The sequence below is a fragment of the Filifactor villosus genome (assembly GCF_042652965.1).
GTDB classification, from domain to species: Bacteria; Bacillota; Clostridia; order Peptostreptococcales; family Filifactoraceae; genus Filifactor; species Filifactor villosus.
This window is the reverse complement of record NZ_JBHSHL010000002.1, coordinates 42,130-60,903: the sequence shown is the minus strand read 5'-3', so window position 1 is coordinate 60,903 and position 18,774 is coordinate 42,130. Positions and strand designations below refer to the sequence as shown.

Sequence of the window (18,774 nt, the reverse complement as noted above, 5' to 3'; positions counted from 1 at the left end):
GACGGGGAGAGTGGGTTTTGGCTGTGTTTGTCAGAAAAAAATACCGTATAGAGAAAGTTCAAAAAGAACATTACGCGAGGCTTGTCGAAGTTTACAATTCAAACCGAGGTTTTCTTGAACATCATTTGGGCGTCACGTTTGTCGATGAGGACTTTATTTTAAGAGAAGCGCTTACCATGCAAGAAGCGGGCTTTGTTTCCTGTGTCGCGGTCGATCTCTTCCGTCAGGAAGTTGAGGGTCTGATCGAGTTCAGACCCGGAGAGGAAGTCTATCTCTCCCTTTTGATGCTCGATAGAAAGATTTGTGGAAGGGGAGAGGGAAGAGAACTGTATGAGCTGTTTGAAGAAGGAGTTGTAAAGGGTGGATGTAATTGTGTCCGCATTGATGTCGTAGATGATTACGAGGACAATGTGACCAGTTTTTGGAGAGAAATGGGCTTTGTAGCGGAAGAACACATAGATCTGTCCTGGGGAGAGAAAAAGAGCAGGGCACTCGTTATGCGAAAGACTTTGAGGAGGGACAAGAGATGAAGAGCACAAGACGAGGAGCAGAGGGCTTCGATATTCTGAACTTGAGTACGAAGTATAGGAGTCGGTCGTTAAACAGCGAAGATGCAGAAGAGATCCTTGCTTTGTATAGGAGCAATCCTCTTTATTTTCAACACTGTCCCCCCGCCCCCTCGGAGCAAAGCGTTATGAGGGATCTGACGGCGGTGCCGGAAGGATGGACCGGGAGCAAAAAGCACTATCTGGGCTTCTTTGAGGGCTCACATCTGATGGCTGTTCTGGATTTGATCGAGGATTTTCCGCATGAGGATACGGTTTGGATCGGGCTTTTTATGCTTGATGCAGGATATAGCGGACACGGATCGGGAACCGCTCTGATTTCGGATATCCTGATTCATCTTGCCGGTCTGGGTTATCGAAGGGTCGGCTTGGGCTATGTGAGGACGAATATGCAGGCGAAGAGGTTCTGGGAGAAGAACGGCTTCTTGCCTTCGGTGTCCGTGGAGGAGGGCGAAGGCGAAATTCAAATTTTGGAAAAAGACCTTGAAGGGCTTTGTTTCAAAGAAGAGGGCGAAGACAGGGGGAGACGGTCGGCAGATGGGTAGGACGGACAGATTTTCTTTTATACGGTATGCAAACTGTTGGGAAGACAGCAGGATATTGGCGAAGGCTCTAAAGATAGGAAGGGGACAGAGAGGACTTTCGATCGCCTCGGGAGGAGATAACACCTTTGCCCTTCTCCTGGAAGATCCTTCAGAGATCCTCGCCTTCGATATCAACCCGACCCAGCTCTTTTGCACGGAACTTAAGATGAGGGCGATAGAGGTCTTGGACTATGAAGAGGCCCTCGCATTTTTGGGGGTGAAGGAGAGTGGAAAGAGGCTCCAAACCTTGGAAAGGCTCAGGGGCAATCTGTCCGAAGAGGCATTTTCCTACTTTCGCTCCAATGCCGATATCGTGGAAGGGGGAGTGATCCACGCCGGAAAGTTCGAGAGGTATTTTCAACTGTTTCGACGAAGGATCGCCCCGCTCTTTTGCCGTTCGGTCAAACTGCGTGAGTTTTGCGATTTGGATTGTCCCGACAGGCAAAAACGCTTCTATGACAGGCATATCGATAATCTGCGTTTTCGTTCGATGTTCCGGATCTACTTCGGAGTAAGAGTGATGGGAAGACTTGGAAGGGATAAGAGTTTCTATCGTTACGTCGAGGAAAAGGGGGGTGTTGCTCAAGACATCAAGAGACGCTTTGAGTACGGGATCTCTTCTACGAAAAATCGGAGCAATCCCTATCTCAGCTATATCTTGAAGGGTAACTTTGAAGCAGAGGCCCTGCCCGTCTATCTGCAGAGGGAGAACTATGAGCTTATTCGAGAAAGGGTTGACCGGATTACTCTTTTGCACGGAGGTTTGGGGGAGATTGACAGCCGTCTTCGCTTTGACTTTTTCAACCTGTCCGATATTTTCGAGTATGTTGACGAGGAGACGTTTCTCATAGAAGCGGATCGTTTATCCAGGATGTGTGCGAAGGGAGCGAGGATTGCCTACTGGAATATGCAGAACAGGAGGTATTTTCCCGAGGAGAACTTCGTCTTGGAGAAGGAGCTCTCGGACGAGCTGTTTCGACAGAATCAGTCCTTCTTCTATCGGGATTTTTCGGTATATCACAAAGAGATCAAAGACAGAAAGAGTAAGTATGAGTAAGATTATTGACAAGTTTGAAGAAGCCTGCCTTTCCTACGCGGACAGGACAGCCTTCTTCTATCTGCAACACAACAGAATAAGAGAGGTGTCGTTTGGACAGCTCGGAATCGATGTGGACAATATGGAAGTTCTTCTTCGGGAGAGGGGGCTTGGCGAAGGAGGGAGGGTACTGATTTTTGTACCGCCGTCCTACGAGCTTGTCGTATTTATGTTCGCCTGTCTCAAGATCGGAGCCTCGGCGATGTATGTCGATGTGTGGGCGGGCAGGAAGCTGATCGCCGAGACACTGTCGCAGTATAAGGCGGACTATATCGCCGTTTCGAAGAAGACGAGGTTTTTGAAACTGGCCTTCGGCGACATCAACAAGATCCGAAGGATGCTCTTTATCGATAGGCTGTATGAAAAGTCAAGGACTTATACAGGGGGCATCGGTACAACATATTCGCAGCGGGATAAGAAGGAGAGGGCTTCGAAAGATGAGAGGAGAGGAAGAGTTTCTTTCTTTGACGGGAACGGGGAGAAAGATGGGGCGAGAACAACTTTGGACACCGACATAAGAAAGGGCGAGGAGGCGACAGGCCGAGGGTTTACAGATCCGAATGAGGATGCAAGGCCGGCCCTTCTTACTATGACGACGGGGTCGACGGGAAGACCCAAGATCGCTCTTAGGAGCCGTCTTGACCTCTACCGCCAGTTGGAGCTGATCAACGACAATATGGAGGACGAAGGGGAGAACATCGTGCTGACCACTTCCTTTATGTATTGTTTCGCCAATGTATTGAAGGGTTTTTCCACCGTTCTTCCTCAGATAAACCTCGGCACTCCTGCCTGGTTTCTCAATCGAAGACTTGGTAAGTTCGGCTCTCTTGCAATCACGAGCATCATTACATCGCCGGATTTCTGTCTGAAGACAGACAATGTGTATCCCGGGCTGAAGCACCTCTACCTCGGAGGTGCGATCTTGAACTACGAGGAGGCCGGTAGAATTGTTCACAAGTATCCCGGGGCGAAGATCACCTATATCTACGGGGCGACGGAGTGCAATTTGATTGCAAAGACCGATCTGAGCTCCTACCTCGCCCGTCTGAAAGAGGGAGGACCCGCCCTTCTCGGTCAGGCGGTTAAGGGAGTGAGGATCAGGATCGGTGAGGACGGCGAGATCGCAGTCAATTCCAAGGCTATCCTTAAGGACTATCTTTCGCATGACAGGGGCAACAGTATGATCGATGAGGACGGCGAGTTTTGGCATAAGACGGGGGATGTCGGAGAGTATAGAGATGGAAGGCTCTACTACCTCGGGAGAAAGGATGTCTATGTCGAGGACGCAGGACGAAGGCTCTACAGCAATCCCTTGGAACAGGAGCTTGTACTTGCCTTGGAAGGGGTCGAGAAATGTGCCTTCTTCCACCACGAGGGACGAAACCGCCTTTTTCTTCAAGGAGGATCTTTGACCGAGGAGGAAGTGAGGGCCTGCCTTCGACAACGAGGACTACCTGTTGAAGTCGAGATCTACCTCAATGTGAAGATTCCCTGCGATGTGAAGCATCATACCAAGATCGACTATAAGAAGTTAAGGAGGAGATTGGACAAAGCAAGGTAGAAGGGAATAGTCGCAGTTCCCGACTCCGTTTATCTTTGAATTTTCAAGAACTTGGGCCGAATACGTCTTCGACCTTTAATACTATTATTCTTTTGCGTTGTGGACATAAACGATATGTGAGCCATAGAAGATAAACCGACTTTTCGTGATTTGAAAAAACAGATATATCCACACTTCTATTGGAGAATAGTATGAATACAAAGTACGGAGGATGGATAGCCGTATGCCCTTATCCGCTTGCTTTATGAATATACTCAAAAAAGTATCTATACTATAATAAACGGATGGTATGCTGATTTTTCGAGTTATGCGGATGGATTTAGTTTTAGTATTGAAGTAAGCCATGGAGGAAGTTATGAAGTTTAATTATATCGATGAGATCTTGCAGAAAAACAAGGAGAGGTTTGCAGATCATGACTATATTTTTGAGAAGAAGGACGGAGAGTTTCGTCCTCATACCTACGGGGAGTTTTATATCGCGGTAAGGAGGGTAGCCTCCTTTCTTCAGGCGAGAGGACTCAAGGGGAAGAAGATCGCCCTCTACCTCGACGACTCCTACGACTATATGGTGGCGGATATTGCAATTACGGGCTATGTGGGCACGGGGGTCTGCCTCTCCTCTCAGTGGAAGACGGGAGATCTTAAGAACATCATAGACGAGGTCGATCTCGATGCCATCCTCTACGAAGCCTCTAAGAGCGTTGTGGTGGGTGAGCTTAAAAAAAGCCGTCCCTGTGTCGATTACATTTCGATCGAAGAGATGGAAGCCTCCGAGCCTGTCGCAGAGTTGGAGGATTGGAAGGTCGATGAGACCTTCTGCTCCAAGATCGTCTTTTCTTCCGGAACGACGGGAAGTCCCAAGGCGGTCATGCTTTCACAGAAGAATATGTTCGCCAATATGGAAAACCTTCTGCGTCGTGCCCCGATGAACGACAGCGACATTTGCTATCTCTTCCTGCCCCTCAACCATACCTACGGCGGGATCTGCAACTTTCTCTACTCCGTATCCACGGGGATGAGGATCTACCTGTGCAGTGACAAAAACCTTATCATGCAGGAGGTGGCGGTGGTCAGACCGACGGTCTTCTGCGCCGTCCCCATCCTCTTCGAAAAGATCTACGCCTACGCGAAGGCGAACGGGGTGGAGGTATCGAAACTGCTCGGAGGACGGATAAAATATCTGTTCTCGGGAGGGGCCTACCTTCAGAGCGAGATCCGAAAGGCTTTTAAGAAAGAAAAACTCAACCTCTTAGAAGCCTACGGTCTCTCGGAGACGACCTCCCTCGTCAGCCTTGAATACTCGAACTCCGACGACTTTGAATCCGTCGGTACGGTGTTTGAGAACATCGAGGTGAGGATAGACTCCCCCGACGAAAACGGAGTGGGAGAGATTACGGTCAGGGGCGACAACATCTTCATCGGCTACTACAACAGGGAAGAACTCTATCTCTCCTCCTTCGATAAGGACGGCTACTTCCGCACGGGCGACCTCGGCTGCCTGAGGGGCGACAAGCTCTATCTTACGGGACGAAAGAAGAGGGTGATCATTCGGGCGAATGCGCGCAATATCTACCCCGAGGAGATCGAGGCCATCATTGAGGAAAACCTCCGGGTCGAGGCCGTCAAAGTCTTTGACAAAAACGGATGCCTGCACTGTACGCTGTTCAGCGATATTCTTGTCGATGCACAAGAACTGATGGAAAAGATCAATGCCCTCCTGCCCAAATACTGTAGGATAGAAGGCTGTGATATTTTGAAAAACAACTTGAATACCAAGTTGAAATAAATTCGTTTTCAGAGATCCAATACCTTTTCCGATGTTTTGCAGGATACAGAAGACCTATGGATAATAGGGGAAACACCGCACAAAGGCAAACTTCCGATTTTCCTCCGGTTTTATAAAATATGAAGTGCTTTCCTATCAATGTTTTCAAGAATTTTATCCTTCGTGTAAAATCGGTTTTATGCTCATTTTTCGAACTGTGCGGTATCGCCATAGCATAATACTGTGATTCATTTGAGTGATAGGTATTAGCGATCCATACTCTATAGAAGATAAAACGGATTTTCGTGTTTACAAAAGGGATATAATCACACTTCTATCGGAGAATAGGATAAAGAGGAAGGAAAAAACGCAAAATGATGATGATAAATTTTGAGGGCTATGGATTTTTGATCGTTATGATGGATTATTTCGGTGGTCTGGTCCTTTTGAGTAAGCTTTCTCCCTATTTGTTTCACAGCGAAAAACAGCAGTATCTCGCCTTGGTCCTGTTTCACATAGGGATCACCTGTGTCAATTATTTGCTTGCAAGGTATTTGAACAGGGATGGAGCAGAACACACCGTCTATGGAGCAAGGCTTGAAAATGCAGTGCTTGCAGTGGGACTGATCTTTATGCCTATCGTAATCCTGATGGGGAAGGGCACTCTCTATTAAGGGAGCTTCGATGGGGAATGTTGTTTGCAGTCCGCTCAAATATCGAGCGGATGAAGACTGTGTTCCGCTGTTATACAAACACCGCATAATTCGAATAAGTAGGAAAAAAATCAGTTTTTCTGAAACAAAGCAATTACCAAAAGTGTGTATTTGAAAGGCTTTCTATATCCTGTGAAACAAAGGGAAGATTCTTTTGTGTCTTTGTCACTGCATCCCTAATTAAAATACCCGGTTGGATGCTTTGAGGCATATCCGTATCCAAGTTGTTTTCAGCAAGGATAAGTCTGTATACCCGATATTTCAAACGTAGGATGGCATTACAGAGGATGGCGGGATCTTGACCGGAATGTTTGTTATATTCATAGCGGTTTCTGCCTGTGTTTTCTCCCGTCTTTTGGGGAACTCCTATTGTTTGCATGATGTTCGCTAAGGGTATTAAATAAAAAAGTGTCGATAATTGTACTGCTGTCGGAGATAGGCTTCCACGGTCGCCCGTGAAAGAGTTTCAAGCCTTGGGCGGTAGCACACGGAGGATCGTTTGATGATATAACGGTAGCAAGAGAGATGAAGAGGAGTTCTTCTCTTTTGGTTCTGCAAAAACGGCGGGATATCGACGAAGACAAGAGAGAAACTGTAAGGAGGAGAACTATGAGGTGGCAGGGAAGAAGGCAGAGTTCCAATGTCGATGACCGAAGAGGAGTCGGTCGCAGCGGCGGCGGAGGAAGAAAACTCGGTGGAGCCGGTGTTTTGATTGTGCTGGTCTTGAGCCTTTTGTTTGGAGGACCGGAGTTGGCGATGAAGAACCTCGGTCTTGTGGCGGATCAGGGTCAGAGCACCGAATATGTGCAGACACCGAAGGACGAAGAACGTGCCGGTATGGCAAAGGTCGTGCTTGCCGACACCGAGGATATTTGGCATGAGCAGTTTAAGGCGATAGGAAGGACGTATCGGGAACCTCAGATGGTGCTTTACAGCGGGTATACCCGTTCGGCCTGCGGCACTGCAAATTCGGCAGTCGGCCCCTTCTACTGTCCGGCGGACAACAAGATCTATCTGGATCTGAGTTTTTATGACGATCTGGAGAAGAAACTCGGAGCCAAGGGCGACTTTGCCATGGCCTATGTTATCGCACATGAGGTCGGACACCACGTCCAGACTCTGCTCGGGGTGACTTCTCAGATGAATGAACTGAGACAAAAGTTGAGCAAGACCGAGTACAACAGGTACTCCGTCCTCTTCGAACTCCAGGCGGATTATCTGGCGGGCGTCTATGCAAAGCACAGCGAAAAGATGGGTTATCTGGAAGAAGGCGATATTCTGGAAGCGATGGAAGCCGCACAGGCTGTAGGTGACGACAGGATCCAAAAGCAGGCTCAGGGCTACGTTGTGCCCGACAGCTTCACCCACGGAACCTCCGAGCAGAGGATGAAATGGTTTAAGAAAGGCTATGAGGCGGGGGATCTCAGTGAGTGGGATACCTTCAACCTCGAAAAATAGATGAAGACCGAAGGCGAAGATCCTTCGGTTTTTTGTCTAGGGGCGGTTATATTTACAAAAAAAACGTTTTTTGATATTATTGAAAGAGAAGCGTTTTGGGATACATACAGACAGACGTACAGGAGAGATACAAGATGCCGCCGGAATTCTCGTTTGGTGTGAGAAGACGGCGTGGGAGAAGGAGAGATTATGGATTACAAAGAGTTGCTAAAGTCGGAAATGATGCCCGCCTTCGGTTGTACCGAGCCGATTGCACTTGCATATGCGGCGGCAAAGGCGAAGGAGGTCCTCGGAGAGATTCCGGACAGGATCAACATCCTGTGTAGCGGAAATATGATAAAAAACGCAAAGAGCGTTATCGTTCCCGGTGCGGGAGGCAGGAAGGGAATAGAAATCAGTTGTGTTTTGGGAATCTTGGCAGGAAACCCCGACAGGGAACTGGAGGTGTTGATCGAAACACGGAAGGAGGACATCATAGAAGCGGAGAAGATGATACAGTCAGGTTACTGCAACATCGTTCTCGTACCCGATGTCGAAAACCTCTATATTCGTATCGAGGCCTTTAAAGATGACAGGAACAGTGTTGTCGTGGTCCAGGGCAAGCACACCAACATCATCTACATGGAAAAAAACGGTAAAGTCCTTCTCCAAAAAGAAGAGGAGTTCAAGGAACTGACCTTGGAAGAGTTCTCCTTTGCCAAGATCTATGACTTTGCCTGTACCTGTGACTATGAGGACATCAAGCCCCTTCTCGACACGCAGATCGAGTACAACCGTGCCATTGCGGAAGAAGGGATTGCCAACAGCTACGGTTCCAACATCGGCAAGCTCATCCTGGAGGTGTCCGACAGCGTGGAGGAGAAGGCACGAGCCTATGCTGCGGCAGGTTCGGATGCGCGGATGAGCGGCTGTGAGATGCCTGTCGTTATCAACTCGGGAAGCGGAAACCAGGGCATTACCATCTCGGTGCCCATCGTGATCTATGCCGAACATTTTAAGAAGAGTGCGGACAAACTCTACCGCAGTTTGATTTTTGCAAATCTCGTCGGCCTCTATCAAAAGAAAGGCATTGGAAGGTTATCCGCTTACTGCGGAGTGGTAAGCGCCGCATCTGCAAGCGTCGCGGGGATTGCCTTCCTCAACGACGAGCCGAGAAAGGTCATTGAGGAGACTCTGATCAACTCCCTTGCCGGGAATTCCGGTATTCTATGTGACGGTGCCAAACCCTCGTGTGCGATGAAGATCGCCTCTTCCGTGGGAAATGCCTTCCTTGCCTACCGTCAGGCACGAAGCGATAACAGCTTCTGCTCGGGAGACGGGATCGTCAAGGACAGTGTCGATGAGACCATCGAAACCGTAGGACATATTGCAAAATATGGAATGAAACGAACGGACGAAGTTATTTTGGGAGAGATGATCGACAAGAGGGAATAACATAGGAGATTTTGGAGGACGATGGCAGGAACAGGACTTGCCATCGTTCTTTTTGTTGCAATTTCGTCAAGGGTACCGCTGCTCCGGCATAGTGATATTTTTATGGAAACACTACACACAGGCAGACTTCTTATTTTCTCTTGATTTGATAAAGCATGAAAGTTTGTCGCATCAGTATTTTCAATAGACCATTCTTCTTAAAAGGCTGATTTTTAGGCTGATTTTTTGAATTATGCGGTGTTTTCCTAAGTCTGTTGTGCTCTCTTATACTATTCTCCAATAGAAGTATGGATATATATTTTTTTGACTACGAAAAATTGTTTTATCTTCTACTGCTCACAGACCGTTTGTATCTACAACTCAAAAAAATAATAGCATTATAATTCAGTGATTCCCTTAGAAGATTATTGTTATGAAACAGGAGTATACTACCGAAAAGTTCTGAACGGTTTAATACTATTCTTCGATAAGAAGTATGGTTGTATCCCTCTCGATCAGCAAAATAAAGTATTTCAGGTCTGAAGAAGTCAAAATCATTGATGTTAATTATATTGAACAAACAGTAATATGATATTTATTCCAAAATTTATTAATTTAAAATAAAATGTTTATACCCTGTTTATATTAAATTGATAAAATCTCATCGAAACGAAAGAGGGTGTCTATGAATAACGCAGTTTGCTATTCGCAGACACCCCGAGTTTCCGGCTGTTATAGGATTCTCCGATAGAAGCATGGATATATCTGTTTTTCGACCACAAAAAATTGGTTTATCTTCTATGGGTCACAGACCGTTTATATCCAAAATTCAAAGGAAAATAGGATTACGGGGCTAGATGCTGATGACCTCGTAGCCTTGATTAAGATAGGGCTTCATTCCGGCATGGCCGTTCATATCGTTCAGGAAGTCGATGTTCCCTCCCGCGATCGTCTCATAGACACCCAAAACCTTGGAACAGGCAAGACAGACTCCCGCGATCAGGCCTTCTTCCTTTGCCTTCAGGTATAGAGGGTTCTTTTCCTCCTCGAAGACGGGTACCAACTTGACCGAAGCGCCCTCGAAGATGATCTTTACTTCATAGCCCTCCGCCTTCAAGTCGAGGGCATTCATCAGAACATGCTGAAAACACATCTTTTCCCCCGTCATAGCATAATATAAGATCTTTTTCACAACCTTACTCCTTTCTTCCATATGATGTTGGTATGGTTCCCATCTACTTACCTACCCCGAAAAGGGTAGGATTATAGAAGAAGAGACTTTTTTATGATATGGATCCGATATCTCTGTTCATGCTGAAACCCAATGAATACGATTCCCGACAGAAGAGGGATCATATCGATTTACGACTATGAATATTCGTTGCATCTACTGTGAAATACAAATCCTCATTTAAATGAGTAAGGGTATAATACTATTTTTCAATAGAAGTATGGTTATATCTACTTTATGATTACGAACATACGTGTTATCTTCTGATGAGTACAGGTTTCGGATATCCATAGCTCAAATGAATACTAGTATAATACTATTTTTCAATAGAAGTGTGGATATATCTGTTTTTCGATGACGAAAAACTATGTTGTCTTCTATGGGTCACAGATTGTTTATATCCACTATTCAAAAGAATAGTAGTATAAAAGACCGGTGGAACATATAGATAAAGAACATTAAGGGAGTTTGGTTTAGGAAACACCGCACAAAGGCAAATTGCCGATTTTTCTTCGATTTGATAAAACACAAAGGTTTGTTATATCGATATTTTCAAGAATTTCATCCTTCGTTCAAAATTGATTTTGGGCTGATTTTCCGAATTATGCGGTATCGCCTGTTGCTACTTGTCAAGGACTTTTTAATCAAAATCATCTTTTTTTTCGTCCGATTTTCTCCTAAGCTCCCTCAGCATGATTCTTGCCAACTTATCTTGCATTGTTTCTGTCGCATTTTCATTGAAATGGACAACAACCTCATAGGTGGTCTTTCCAATCTTTCTCTTTGTGCTAATGCCGTTTTTATCCTTATTTTTCAGTTCTTCCATAAATTCTCCTTTCCGTTTTTTGGATTTTTGACAACAAAAAAGGAAGTATCGGCAATTTGCTTTTACTTCCTCTTGGTAATATCCTATTTGATTTTTTTTACTTCGACAAACTGGGAGTTGTTAAAAGTTCTCCTTAAACCATTTATCTAAAAAATCCATTTGTTCATCTGTATGAAACCAATGTTCCCCATCTCTCATTGTTGTTAGGTTTGAATTTATTTTATTTGCAAAATTTGTCATGGTATCTACTGACGTCATATTGTCGTTATCAGCAAAAAGAATATTTGTTGGTATATCCCAATGTATCGTATTCTTTCTAACATAACTCAAATATTCCCAAGATAGAGATTCACCAAAAGAAGTTTCAATTTCTTTTTTTAACTTGAGTTCATCTTCTGTTACATTCTCACATTTCATCATATCCAAAATTATTCTTTCCATATCAACAATAGGCGAAATCAGCATCGCTTTTTCAATAGGCATATCTGAAAAAGATATTAGCGAAAAATATGCCCCTATGCTATTAGCTATTAAATAAAATTTATGATATTTAGAAACAATGGAGCCGAAATAATTTATAAACTCGATTTTAGCATCCCACGGATTTAACGATTTATAATCAAATCCAATGATTTCAAAGTTATCGTCAAAAAATTGTTTATAATGATTAGCTTCTTCTGCATTACCACCCTTACCATGAACATATATAACGGCATTTTTCATTCAAATTTCCTCTACAAATTCCAATTTTCCTAACTGTTCGACATATTGGAATTTACTAAACTATAAAAAGATTATCTATTGCTATATACAGAAAGGGAACATACATAAAAAACAGACTCAACCTTTCCCATAGACCTTCATATGAAAATGCTGTGTCTTTAAAATTGTCTTTGTCTCCCATGATAAAAAACACAAAGAATAACATTGCCAACACAAATGAAATTGCGCAAACTGTGCCTTGTATAATATCATTACTCTTAAAAGCTAAAATGCACTGTAGCAAAGGGAAAAATAATAAAGTCATAAACCCAATAGCAGAGCCTGCACCATGAATTTTAGAGGCTATTGTAACCTTTTCTTTTGACTCATTTACGCTAAATATTCCCGACAGTATTCCTGCTCCTACTGCAAAAGCGGAAATCGAGATAAATGTTAATACTGCCAACACACTTGAAACGGTGATATTGTTCTTAAAAATTACAACTGAAGCAAGCAGCAAAAAAGCACCTAACCACACAAGCCAAGCATTGTAAATCCATCTTACAGGGCTTTCGGGACTTCCTAAAACACTCATAACCATTGTTTTGCTGTTGTACCCTATATAAAAATGTTTCAAAATCCAAGGGAGGACAAACTCACCAAGTATGGTTATCAGTAAAAGAATATTGAAGATAAAGCTATCAATTAAACCAATCATTTTAGGTATCCTTTCGGGTGGGCAAATTCTAATTTGTCAATTTCTCATCCATCCTATTATATCACTTTTCTCATATTTTTCCATTCCATCAAGCTGAATATTCATTCTTGTAACCATATTTTTATTTAACTCACTACAAAACGGTGGCAAGCGTTTTAAGGCTCTTTTTTTCTCTCGGCTTATCTTTTGTACCTATTTTGCATTTAGAAACAAAATAGAGTGCTTGCACCGTCTTTTAAGCATATCTTAAAGATGATCTCCTATCATATATTCTTCAATCGTCGGAGCTTTGCTTCTATCATTTGTTTTCTTTCGCAATTCTTCCTCATCTTTCTCATACCAGTGAAGCAAGGTTGCATAATGGTCTTGATAGGTTTTTCCACTGCTTTGCATATACCTCGATAGCTTTTCAATCATAGTATGTGCGTGGCTTTTTAACTTTTCCCTCAGTCTTTGATATTCTTCATCGCTTAGATTGACATTTTGAAATTCTCCGTAGGTTTTGGAATTTTGGGGTGGGGAACTTTCCTCTCCTCTCCCCTTATCTATACTACCCTTATCTAACCTATCCTTACCTATCCTATCGAAGTGTATCCAAATCGGATACATTTTGGATACAGATACGCTCCATTTTCTCGTAAAGATTGTTGTTACTGATGTTTAGATAGCTTTTTTCGTCTTTATAGATTGTCCCCTTGTACCTGTCTTTCTGAATATAGTTGTTTCGTTTCCAATGGGTAATCACAATAATTCCGCTCTCAAACACAATCACAAAACCTTTGGAAACTAATATCTTAAAATCATCTTCACTTGCTCCTATCATTCTCAAGATTGTTTTGGGATTGCCTACAAATCCGTCATCATCGGCACTCATATTCAGGTGCATATACAGTGCCTGTGAGGATAAAGGCATTTCTAAAAAAAGATTACACCACACAACGGATCTTGCAAACATTCGTCTTTCTGCCATCTTGCATCTACCTTTCCAAATGCTTATCCTTGCTCGGAAGTTTTACCCTCGTATCTTTGCCGACTTCCTGTTGTTTCTGCCTTTGATGGCTTTGTGCTTGTTGTTTGTAATGCTTGATTTTGAGATTACCTTTGGCTTTAGGAACACCTGCCTAAAAGCAAGGTCGATCATTTTGGTGTCTTTGGCTTGAAAGAACACTACAAAATCTCCATTCGCCTTATCTTTCATAACGGAAAACTTCACTCCATATCGGTTTAGCTCTTTTCGTATGTTCTTTATCTCACCTTTACGGATATTTACCTGTTCTAATTGTCCTTGCTTGTAAAGGTCTTTGAGTCTCATCTCACCGTTGTTCTTGTTAAAGAGGGGATTGTCTGCGTTCTGATAAGCGGACTTTATTTTCTCTCTTAGAAACTATGATAACTGATGGGTATTCCCGGCTTGCTCTTTGGCAATGTTCATCATATAGGTGGCAAGGCTCTTGATCTCTTGCATTACTTCTTTTGAAATATCTTCGTTTATCATTGATTTGCTCCTTTCATTTTTGGCAATAAAAAAACGATTAGAACAATCTCTAATCGCTATTGTGGTAATTTTACATAAAAAATCTATTCATCAAACTTGGAATTGTACCTCTGTTATAACTCCTTCATCATCTGCATTTCTCTAAAATGCTTCTCACAAAATGTGTATTCTATTTCTTTTATCTCTTTGAACCCGAGGGAAGTAAACATTTTATATGCAACTAAATTTTCTAAAGAAACACTTATATACAATTTATCTGCATTGTGTTTTTTCTTAAAATAATCAAAAAATGCTACTATTGCCTGTTTCCCATAGCCTTTCCCTTGAAATTGCTTTCCTATCATAAAACGGCTCATAGACCATCCAGGAAAAGCTTCATCATAGTCATACAAGATAAAACCTACCATTGTGTCCTCGTAATAAATACCCAAAGTATAAAGTCCGTCTTCATAAGTAGCTTCAACTAATGACTGTTTGTTATCGGAGACAAACCCTTCTTGACTATCATCAATTTTCAACATCATGCAGTCCCAATAGTTTGATTTATCAATATCTCTAAAAATCATTGTTACTTCCTCCAACAGGATCTAATTTACTTCTTTATCAGTAACAACATATCATACTCATCTTTCCCATTTTCAACAAATCCGAGAGATTTCCAAAATCGAATAGAATTTTCTTTTTGTGAATTTAGCTCATAATATTCAGCACCATCTAATCTTGTGTATTTTTCAAATGCCTCAAAACACTGATGACCTGTCCCACTTCCTCGAAATTCCGGAAATACCCAAAAGTCAAGTATAAAGCATTTCCCATCTTCACTTTGATATGTGCAATAAGATGCAGCCCCTATTCTTTTCTCATCCCTACAAAAATAAATCATATGTTGCTTATCTTTATCTCGTATCATGTGCTCTTCCAAAATACCACGATATTCATTACCCGAAAAATAAGAAATATCTTCCTCATCACAAATTATTCCATCTTCGATTAGGTATTCAATATGTGAAACCCAGAAATCACTTAAATTCCGCAAATCTATTTCTTCAATTTGTATCATTTTTTCCTCCAACCAATATCAAATTCGTTATCATGCACTACCCAATAAAATTTAAATTATAAGAATTTTATAGCTTTATCTCATATCCAAACTCACGCAAAATGAATCCGTCATCAAACTTTTCTTCGTAGATACCATCGACTTTTTCAAATCCATTTTTAAGATATAAGCGAATTGCGGGTTCATTAACATCTACTACAAAAAGCCTTAAATATTCCGCCCCCAAACTTTTACTAACATTTTTTGCTTTGTCAAGCATATAACTACCTATGCCTTTGTTTGAATATTCCTTATTTACTCCTAATCGGTCTAAGTAGTACACTTTGCTGCTTTCATTCGTCCATTCTACTGATGATTCCCCAAAATTTGTCTTAGTTAAAGCAAATGCAGAAACAATCTCATCCTTGTCAGTTAAAACATAGAGTTGATTTTTTCTAATATCTTCCTCTAAAAACTCACAAGGATAAATGTCATCCCAAATCCTTATATCTTTAGCATTCATATCTTGGACAATGTCCCTGTAAACTCTTTTTAGCTGAGGTAAATCACTTAAAGTTGATAGTCGAAACTTCATTTCTCCTCCTACAACCTCCAAATCATCTAATTTTTTTCCCTATCTCCATATCCAATCGCCACTTCGGAGTTTCTCCATCATCACCCCAATATTCGTCCATTGAAGCAATTTTACCATCTTCCATTCTAAGAAAAGAAGTTGCATGGACGGAAACAGAGCCATCCGTACTGAATACTCTCGTTACTGTAATGATTAAATTTCCTATTTCTTCTATTCTTTCAACTTCACAATCCCATTTTCCCGGATATTCACAGTTGGCTCTTATATATTCTTCCAAAGTAAATTTTTCATTGGTATTATGCCATCTGATGATTGCCGTTTCTTTAAAATACTTTCGTATCTCATTGGGGTTCTGCCCAACAATGGCTTTCCAAAACTCTTTGAGCATTGCTTCACTCTCAACTTTCACAATTTTATTTTATTTGTATCTTCATTATCTCATTAGGAAAATTTGGGTTACACTTTCTTCTTCGCATATTTTTCCTTAGCATACTCGTACGCTTCAGTTATAAACGGCTTCATCTTCTCAAATGTGTCCTCACTTGGATTCAAACAACAAATCCAAGACATCCATGCATATACCGGATGTGGCATAATTTTATCTTTCTGTGTAAAATCATAATCCACTTCAACGGTACACCCTTTCGCCGGTCTTTCGGGAACATTCCCAAAAAGATCGATAAAAGTATTCTTTCTAACACCGACATTGACTCTGTATGTGTTTTCTCTATTCAGATCGGAACTACTGTCATTCTCACCATCTTTTTCTTTGACGGTCATAATATAAATTCCTCTTTTAAGTTTTCCACTTGGGTTATAAAACACTCCTTGCTCTCCCCAGCTATCAACTATTACAATACCATCTAAGTTCTCTCTACAATACTTGATAATATCTCCCGGTAATATCTTATTTCACCTCCACTCTTCTAAAATCACAATCTAAAAGGTGATCATTAACCATTCCTACTGCTTGCATAAACGCATATACGATGGTAGAGCCGACAAACTTAAAGCCTCTTTTTTTCAAATCTTTGCTTATTTTGTCCGAAAGCTCGGTTTTTGCAGGGACTTCTTCCAGCTTCTTCCAAGAATTGATAATCGGCTTATGATTGACAAAGCCCCATAGATAATTGCTGAATGAGCCGAACTCCTCACATACCTTAAAGTAGGATTTTGCATTAATTGCAACAGACTTCACTTTCAAACGATTGCGTATGATTCCTTCGTTTTGAAGAAGCTCTTCTTCCTTTTTTTCATCATAGTTTACAACAATTTCAGGATCAAAATCATCATAAGCTTCACAAAACGCTTGCATTTTCTTTAACACGGTAACCCAGCTAAGACCGGCTTGCATTCCTTCCAAACAAAGCATCTTAAATAATTCCTTATCTTCAAATACGGGGATTCCCCATTTTTCATCGTGGTATTCCTTTTCAAGCTGATTATAGTTCGCCCAACCACATCTTTTAATTTTCTTATCCATCAGTTAATCCTTATTTTAATTGGTATTTTAGAACAAAAGAACTGCTCCAACAACACTCTACTTATAAACTTATTAATTCAACCAACATAATTATAACATTAATGGAACTATTTGTCATTTGATTAATCTTTGTAAGAATAGTTTAAGTCATTGAATTAGGGAAGAAAAAATAATTTGATGATTGGAGAATATTATAAATTACTATCTCATCACTCGCCCTCTCTGTGATTTCTGTAAATCTTCTTTTCCTCTCTCATCTCGTCCTCTCTTTTGATTTGTTCTTGGAATGCCTTTATCTGTGCGATGGTGCTTGGCTTTTCTCCCTCTCGTATCATCTCATCAATCACAACACTTAAATCAATACCCAGTTCCTCATTGACGATTTTGGTCGCATATTTGATATGGTTGACGGATTGATAAGCCTTTGCAATGTTTTCTTTTTCTGCATTGATGAGGGCAAGTTCTTTGCTGAGTTCTTTTTTCTCGGCTTTCCACTTCTTAGGCTCTGCTTTTTTATGTTCTCCGATAAGCCTTATCAGTTGTTTCTTGGCATTTTCATATTGCTCGATTTCATCAAGATGGTCGTTGCGATACTTTTCTTTGAAAAAGACTTTGTATTGATAAGTCTGATAGATACTCTTATTCTTTTGGAGCAGGTCGTAGTAGAGAAGTTTTTTATCAAGGCTTTCCATTTTGGCATAGTTCTCTTTTGCCTGTCCGTTTAACTGGTAGCTTTTGCTTTTTAGTTCCTTGATATGCTCGGAGAGGTCGGCAAGAGTGTTTAGCTGATTGGTACTGAGATAGAAATGAGCGTCCGCAAATTTCTTAAAGTCATACCTCGCTTTATTCTGCTTGGCATAGCCTTTGAGAAGTTTTTGCTTTTCGTCCTGTATCATCTTGTAAACCTCGATGTACTCTCTGAGATTAAAGAGCTTCGGCTCGCTTTCCATCTCTTTCTTGCTCTCCCGACTAAATATCTTGAATTGGTCGGTAAGGTCTTTGAGATAGTCTTTAATCCAATCAGTGATATTATGAAGTTGCTCTTTCATCATCTTGACCAGATGATTATGTCGTTTGATTTCTCGGTTGTAGTTGCCCTTGTCGGTTTGTATTCCTTTTCGCTCCATTGCACTCGCACTTGCTCCTAAATGAATGGTCGGGATTTCTTCTTTGCACAAAGAACTCCTTTTTCCAACCATACCTCTACAATGCTGATCCCATCTTTGTACTCATTACCGACTGCATTTTTATGGAGTTCATTGGTTTTGAATAGGATTTCTTTTTGTCTGTCATTTAGGTTTTCCAAGCCTTTTATCATAAATCACTCCTTTCAAACAATAAAAAAAGAATTAAGCAAAACATCTTTCACTCAAATAGTGATGAAGTGTTCTTCTTAATTCTATAACTCCTTATACATATGATTCATTTGAGTTGTGGATATCAGAACCCTGTACTCAACAGAAGATAACAAGGATGTTCGTAGTCATAAAGTGGATATAACCACACTTCTATTGAAAAATAGTATTATA

General features: G+C 41.7%; 23 protein-coding genes. 8 read left to right on the top strand and 15 right to left on the bottom strand.

The window, feature by feature from the left end:
- The first annotated feature begins 17 nt into the window (after positions 1-17).
- The 6 genes from ACFO4R_RS00295 (at position 18) to ACFO4R_RS00270 (ending at position 6,246) form a co-directional block, all read left to right on the top strand.
- Positions 18-530: a GNAT family N-acetyltransferase gene (locus ACFO4R_RS00295; RefSeq protein ID WP_379786942.1), complete on the top strand. Its 513-nt coding sequence runs from the start codon at positions 18-20 to the stop codon at positions 528-530.
- Complete coding sequence (locus ACFO4R_RS00290; RefSeq protein WP_379786941.1) at positions 527-1,111, top strand: GNAT family N-acetyltransferase; 585 nt, start codon at positions 527-529, stop codon at positions 1,109-1,111. The genes ACFO4R_RS00295 and ACFO4R_RS00290 overlap by 4 nt, the downstream gene beginning before the upstream one ends.
- Positions 1,050-2,207: a DUF3419 family protein gene (locus tag ACFO4R_RS00285; protein ID WP_379786940.1), complete on the top strand. Its 1,158-nt coding sequence runs from the start codon at positions 1,050-1,052 to the stop codon at positions 2,205-2,207. The genes ACFO4R_RS00290 and ACFO4R_RS00285 overlap by 62 nt, the downstream gene beginning before the upstream one ends.
- On the top strand, positions 2,200-3,807 hold the full coding sequence (locus ACFO4R_RS00280) for an AMP-binding protein (RefSeq protein WP_379786939.1): 1,608 nt from the start codon (positions 2,200-2,202) through the stop codon (positions 3,805-3,807). The genes ACFO4R_RS00285 and ACFO4R_RS00280 overlap by 8 nt, the downstream gene beginning before the upstream one ends.
- Positions 3,808-4,162: 355 nt before the next feature.
- A complete protein-coding gene (locus ACFO4R_RS00275) occupies positions 4,163-5,593 on the top strand; it encodes an AMP-binding protein (protein ID WP_379786938.1) in 1,431 nt (476 codons plus the stop codon).
- A 353-nt stretch (positions 5,594-5,946) separates the two neighbouring features.
- Positions 5,947-6,246 carry a hypothetical protein gene (locus ACFO4R_RS00270; RefSeq protein ID WP_379786937.1) on the top strand — a complete coding sequence of 100 codons (300 nt, stop codon included), beginning with the start codon at positions 5,947-5,949 and terminating at the stop codon, positions 6,244-6,246.
- A 133-nt stretch (positions 6,247-6,379) separates the two neighbouring features.
- Here ACFO4R_RS00270 and ACFO4R_RS00265 read toward each other — a convergent pair whose 3' ends face one another.
- Entirely contained in the window at positions 6,380-6,664 is a 285-nt protein-coding gene (locus ACFO4R_RS00265) for a hypothetical protein (protein WP_379786936.1), read from the bottom strand.
- A 230-nt stretch (positions 6,665-6,894) separates the two neighbouring features.
- Between ACFO4R_RS00265 and ypfJ the strand changes: the two genes are divergently transcribed.
- On the top strand, positions 6,895-7,743 hold the full coding sequence (gene ypfJ / locus ACFO4R_RS00260) for a KPN_02809 family neutral zinc metallopeptidase (protein ID WP_379786935.1): 849 nt from the start codon (positions 6,895-6,897) through the stop codon (positions 7,741-7,743).
- Between the two features lie 189 nt (positions 7,744-7,932).
- Positions 7,933-9,177 (top strand): L-cysteine desulfidase family protein, encoded by a 1,245-nt coding sequence (locus tag ACFO4R_RS00255; protein ID WP_379786934.1) that lies wholly within the window; start codon positions 7,933-7,935, stop codon positions 9,175-9,177.
- An 832-nt stretch (positions 9,178-10,009) separates the two neighbouring features.
- Here the strand turns inward: ACFO4R_RS00255 and ACFO4R_RS00250 are convergent.
- From ACFO4R_RS00250 to ACFO4R_RS00185, 14 genes are all read right to left on the bottom strand, one after another.
- Positions 10,010-10,348: a hypothetical protein gene (locus tag ACFO4R_RS00250; RefSeq protein WP_379786933.1), complete on the bottom strand. Its 339-nt coding sequence runs from the start codon at positions 10,346-10,348 to the stop codon at positions 10,010-10,012.
- Positions 10,349-11,027: 679 nt separating this feature from the next.
- Entirely contained in the window at positions 11,028-11,213 is a 186-nt protein-coding gene (locus ACFO4R_RS00245) for a transposon-encoded TnpW family protein (protein WP_379786932.1), read from the bottom strand.
- Positions 11,214-11,333: 120 nt separating this feature from the next.
- Positions 11,334-11,936 (bottom strand): alpha/beta hydrolase, encoded by a 603-nt coding sequence (locus ACFO4R_RS00240; RefSeq protein WP_379786931.1) that lies wholly within the window; start codon positions 11,934-11,936, stop codon positions 11,334-11,336.
- 55 nt (positions 11,937-11,991) lie between these two features.
- Positions 11,992-12,633, bottom strand: a complete 642-nt coding sequence (locus ACFO4R_RS00235; RefSeq protein ID WP_276959844.1) for a DUF998 domain-containing protein — start codon at positions 12,631-12,633, stop codon at positions 11,992-11,994.
- A 580-nt stretch (positions 12,634-13,213) separates the two neighbouring features.
- Positions 13,214-13,603 (bottom strand): hypothetical protein, encoded by a 390-nt coding sequence (locus ACFO4R_RS00230; RefSeq protein WP_379786930.1) that lies wholly within the window; start codon positions 13,601-13,603, stop codon positions 13,214-13,216.
- A 42-nt stretch (positions 13,604-13,645) separates the two neighbouring features.
- Positions 13,646-14,002, bottom strand: a complete 357-nt coding sequence (locus ACFO4R_RS00225) for a PcfB family protein (protein ID WP_379786988.1) — start codon at positions 14,000-14,002, stop codon at positions 13,646-13,648.
- A 239-nt stretch (positions 14,003-14,241) separates the two neighbouring features.
- A complete protein-coding gene (locus tag ACFO4R_RS00220) occupies positions 14,242-14,694 on the bottom strand; it encodes a GNAT family N-acetyltransferase (RefSeq protein ID WP_379786929.1) in 453 nt (150 codons plus the stop codon).
- Positions 14,695-14,720: 26 nt separating this feature from the next.
- Complete coding sequence (locus tag ACFO4R_RS00215) at positions 14,721-15,188, bottom strand: GNAT family N-acetyltransferase (protein WP_379786928.1); 468 nt, start codon at positions 15,186-15,188, stop codon at positions 14,721-14,723.
- Positions 15,189-15,255: 67 nt separating this feature from the next.
- Complete coding sequence (locus ACFO4R_RS00210; RefSeq protein WP_379786927.1) at positions 15,256-15,762, bottom strand: GNAT family N-acetyltransferase; 507 nt, start codon at positions 15,760-15,762, stop codon at positions 15,256-15,258.
- A 22-nt stretch (positions 15,763-15,784) separates the two neighbouring features.
- Positions 15,785-16,171, bottom strand: coding sequence for a nuclear transport factor 2 family protein (locus ACFO4R_RS00205; RefSeq protein WP_379786926.1), 387 nt, complete (start codon positions 16,169-16,171; stop codon positions 15,785-15,787).
- 47 nt (positions 16,172-16,218) lie between these two features.
- A complete protein-coding gene (locus ACFO4R_RS00200) occupies positions 16,219-16,650 on the bottom strand; it encodes a DUF6194 family protein (protein ID WP_379786986.1) in 432 nt (143 codons plus the stop codon).
- A gap of 19 nt (positions 16,651-16,669) precedes the next feature.
- The gene (locus tag ACFO4R_RS00195; protein ID WP_379786925.1) at positions 16,670-17,245 is read right to left on the bottom strand and encodes a DNA-3-methyladenine glycosylase I; all 576 of its coding nucleotides are present in this window, start codon (positions 17,243-17,245) and stop codon (positions 16,670-16,672) included.
- Between the two features lie 209 nt (positions 17,246-17,454).
- Positions 17,455-18,423, bottom strand: a complete 969-nt coding sequence (locus ACFO4R_RS00190) for a hypothetical protein (RefSeq protein ID WP_379786924.1) — start codon at positions 18,421-18,423, stop codon at positions 17,455-17,457.
- Positions 18,390-18,563, bottom strand: a complete 174-nt coding sequence (locus ACFO4R_RS00185; RefSeq protein WP_379786923.1) for a hypothetical protein — start codon at positions 18,561-18,563, stop codon at positions 18,390-18,392. The genes ACFO4R_RS00190 and ACFO4R_RS00185 overlap by 34 nt, the downstream gene beginning before the upstream one ends.
- Between the last annotated feature and the right edge of the window lie 211 nt (positions 18,564-18,774).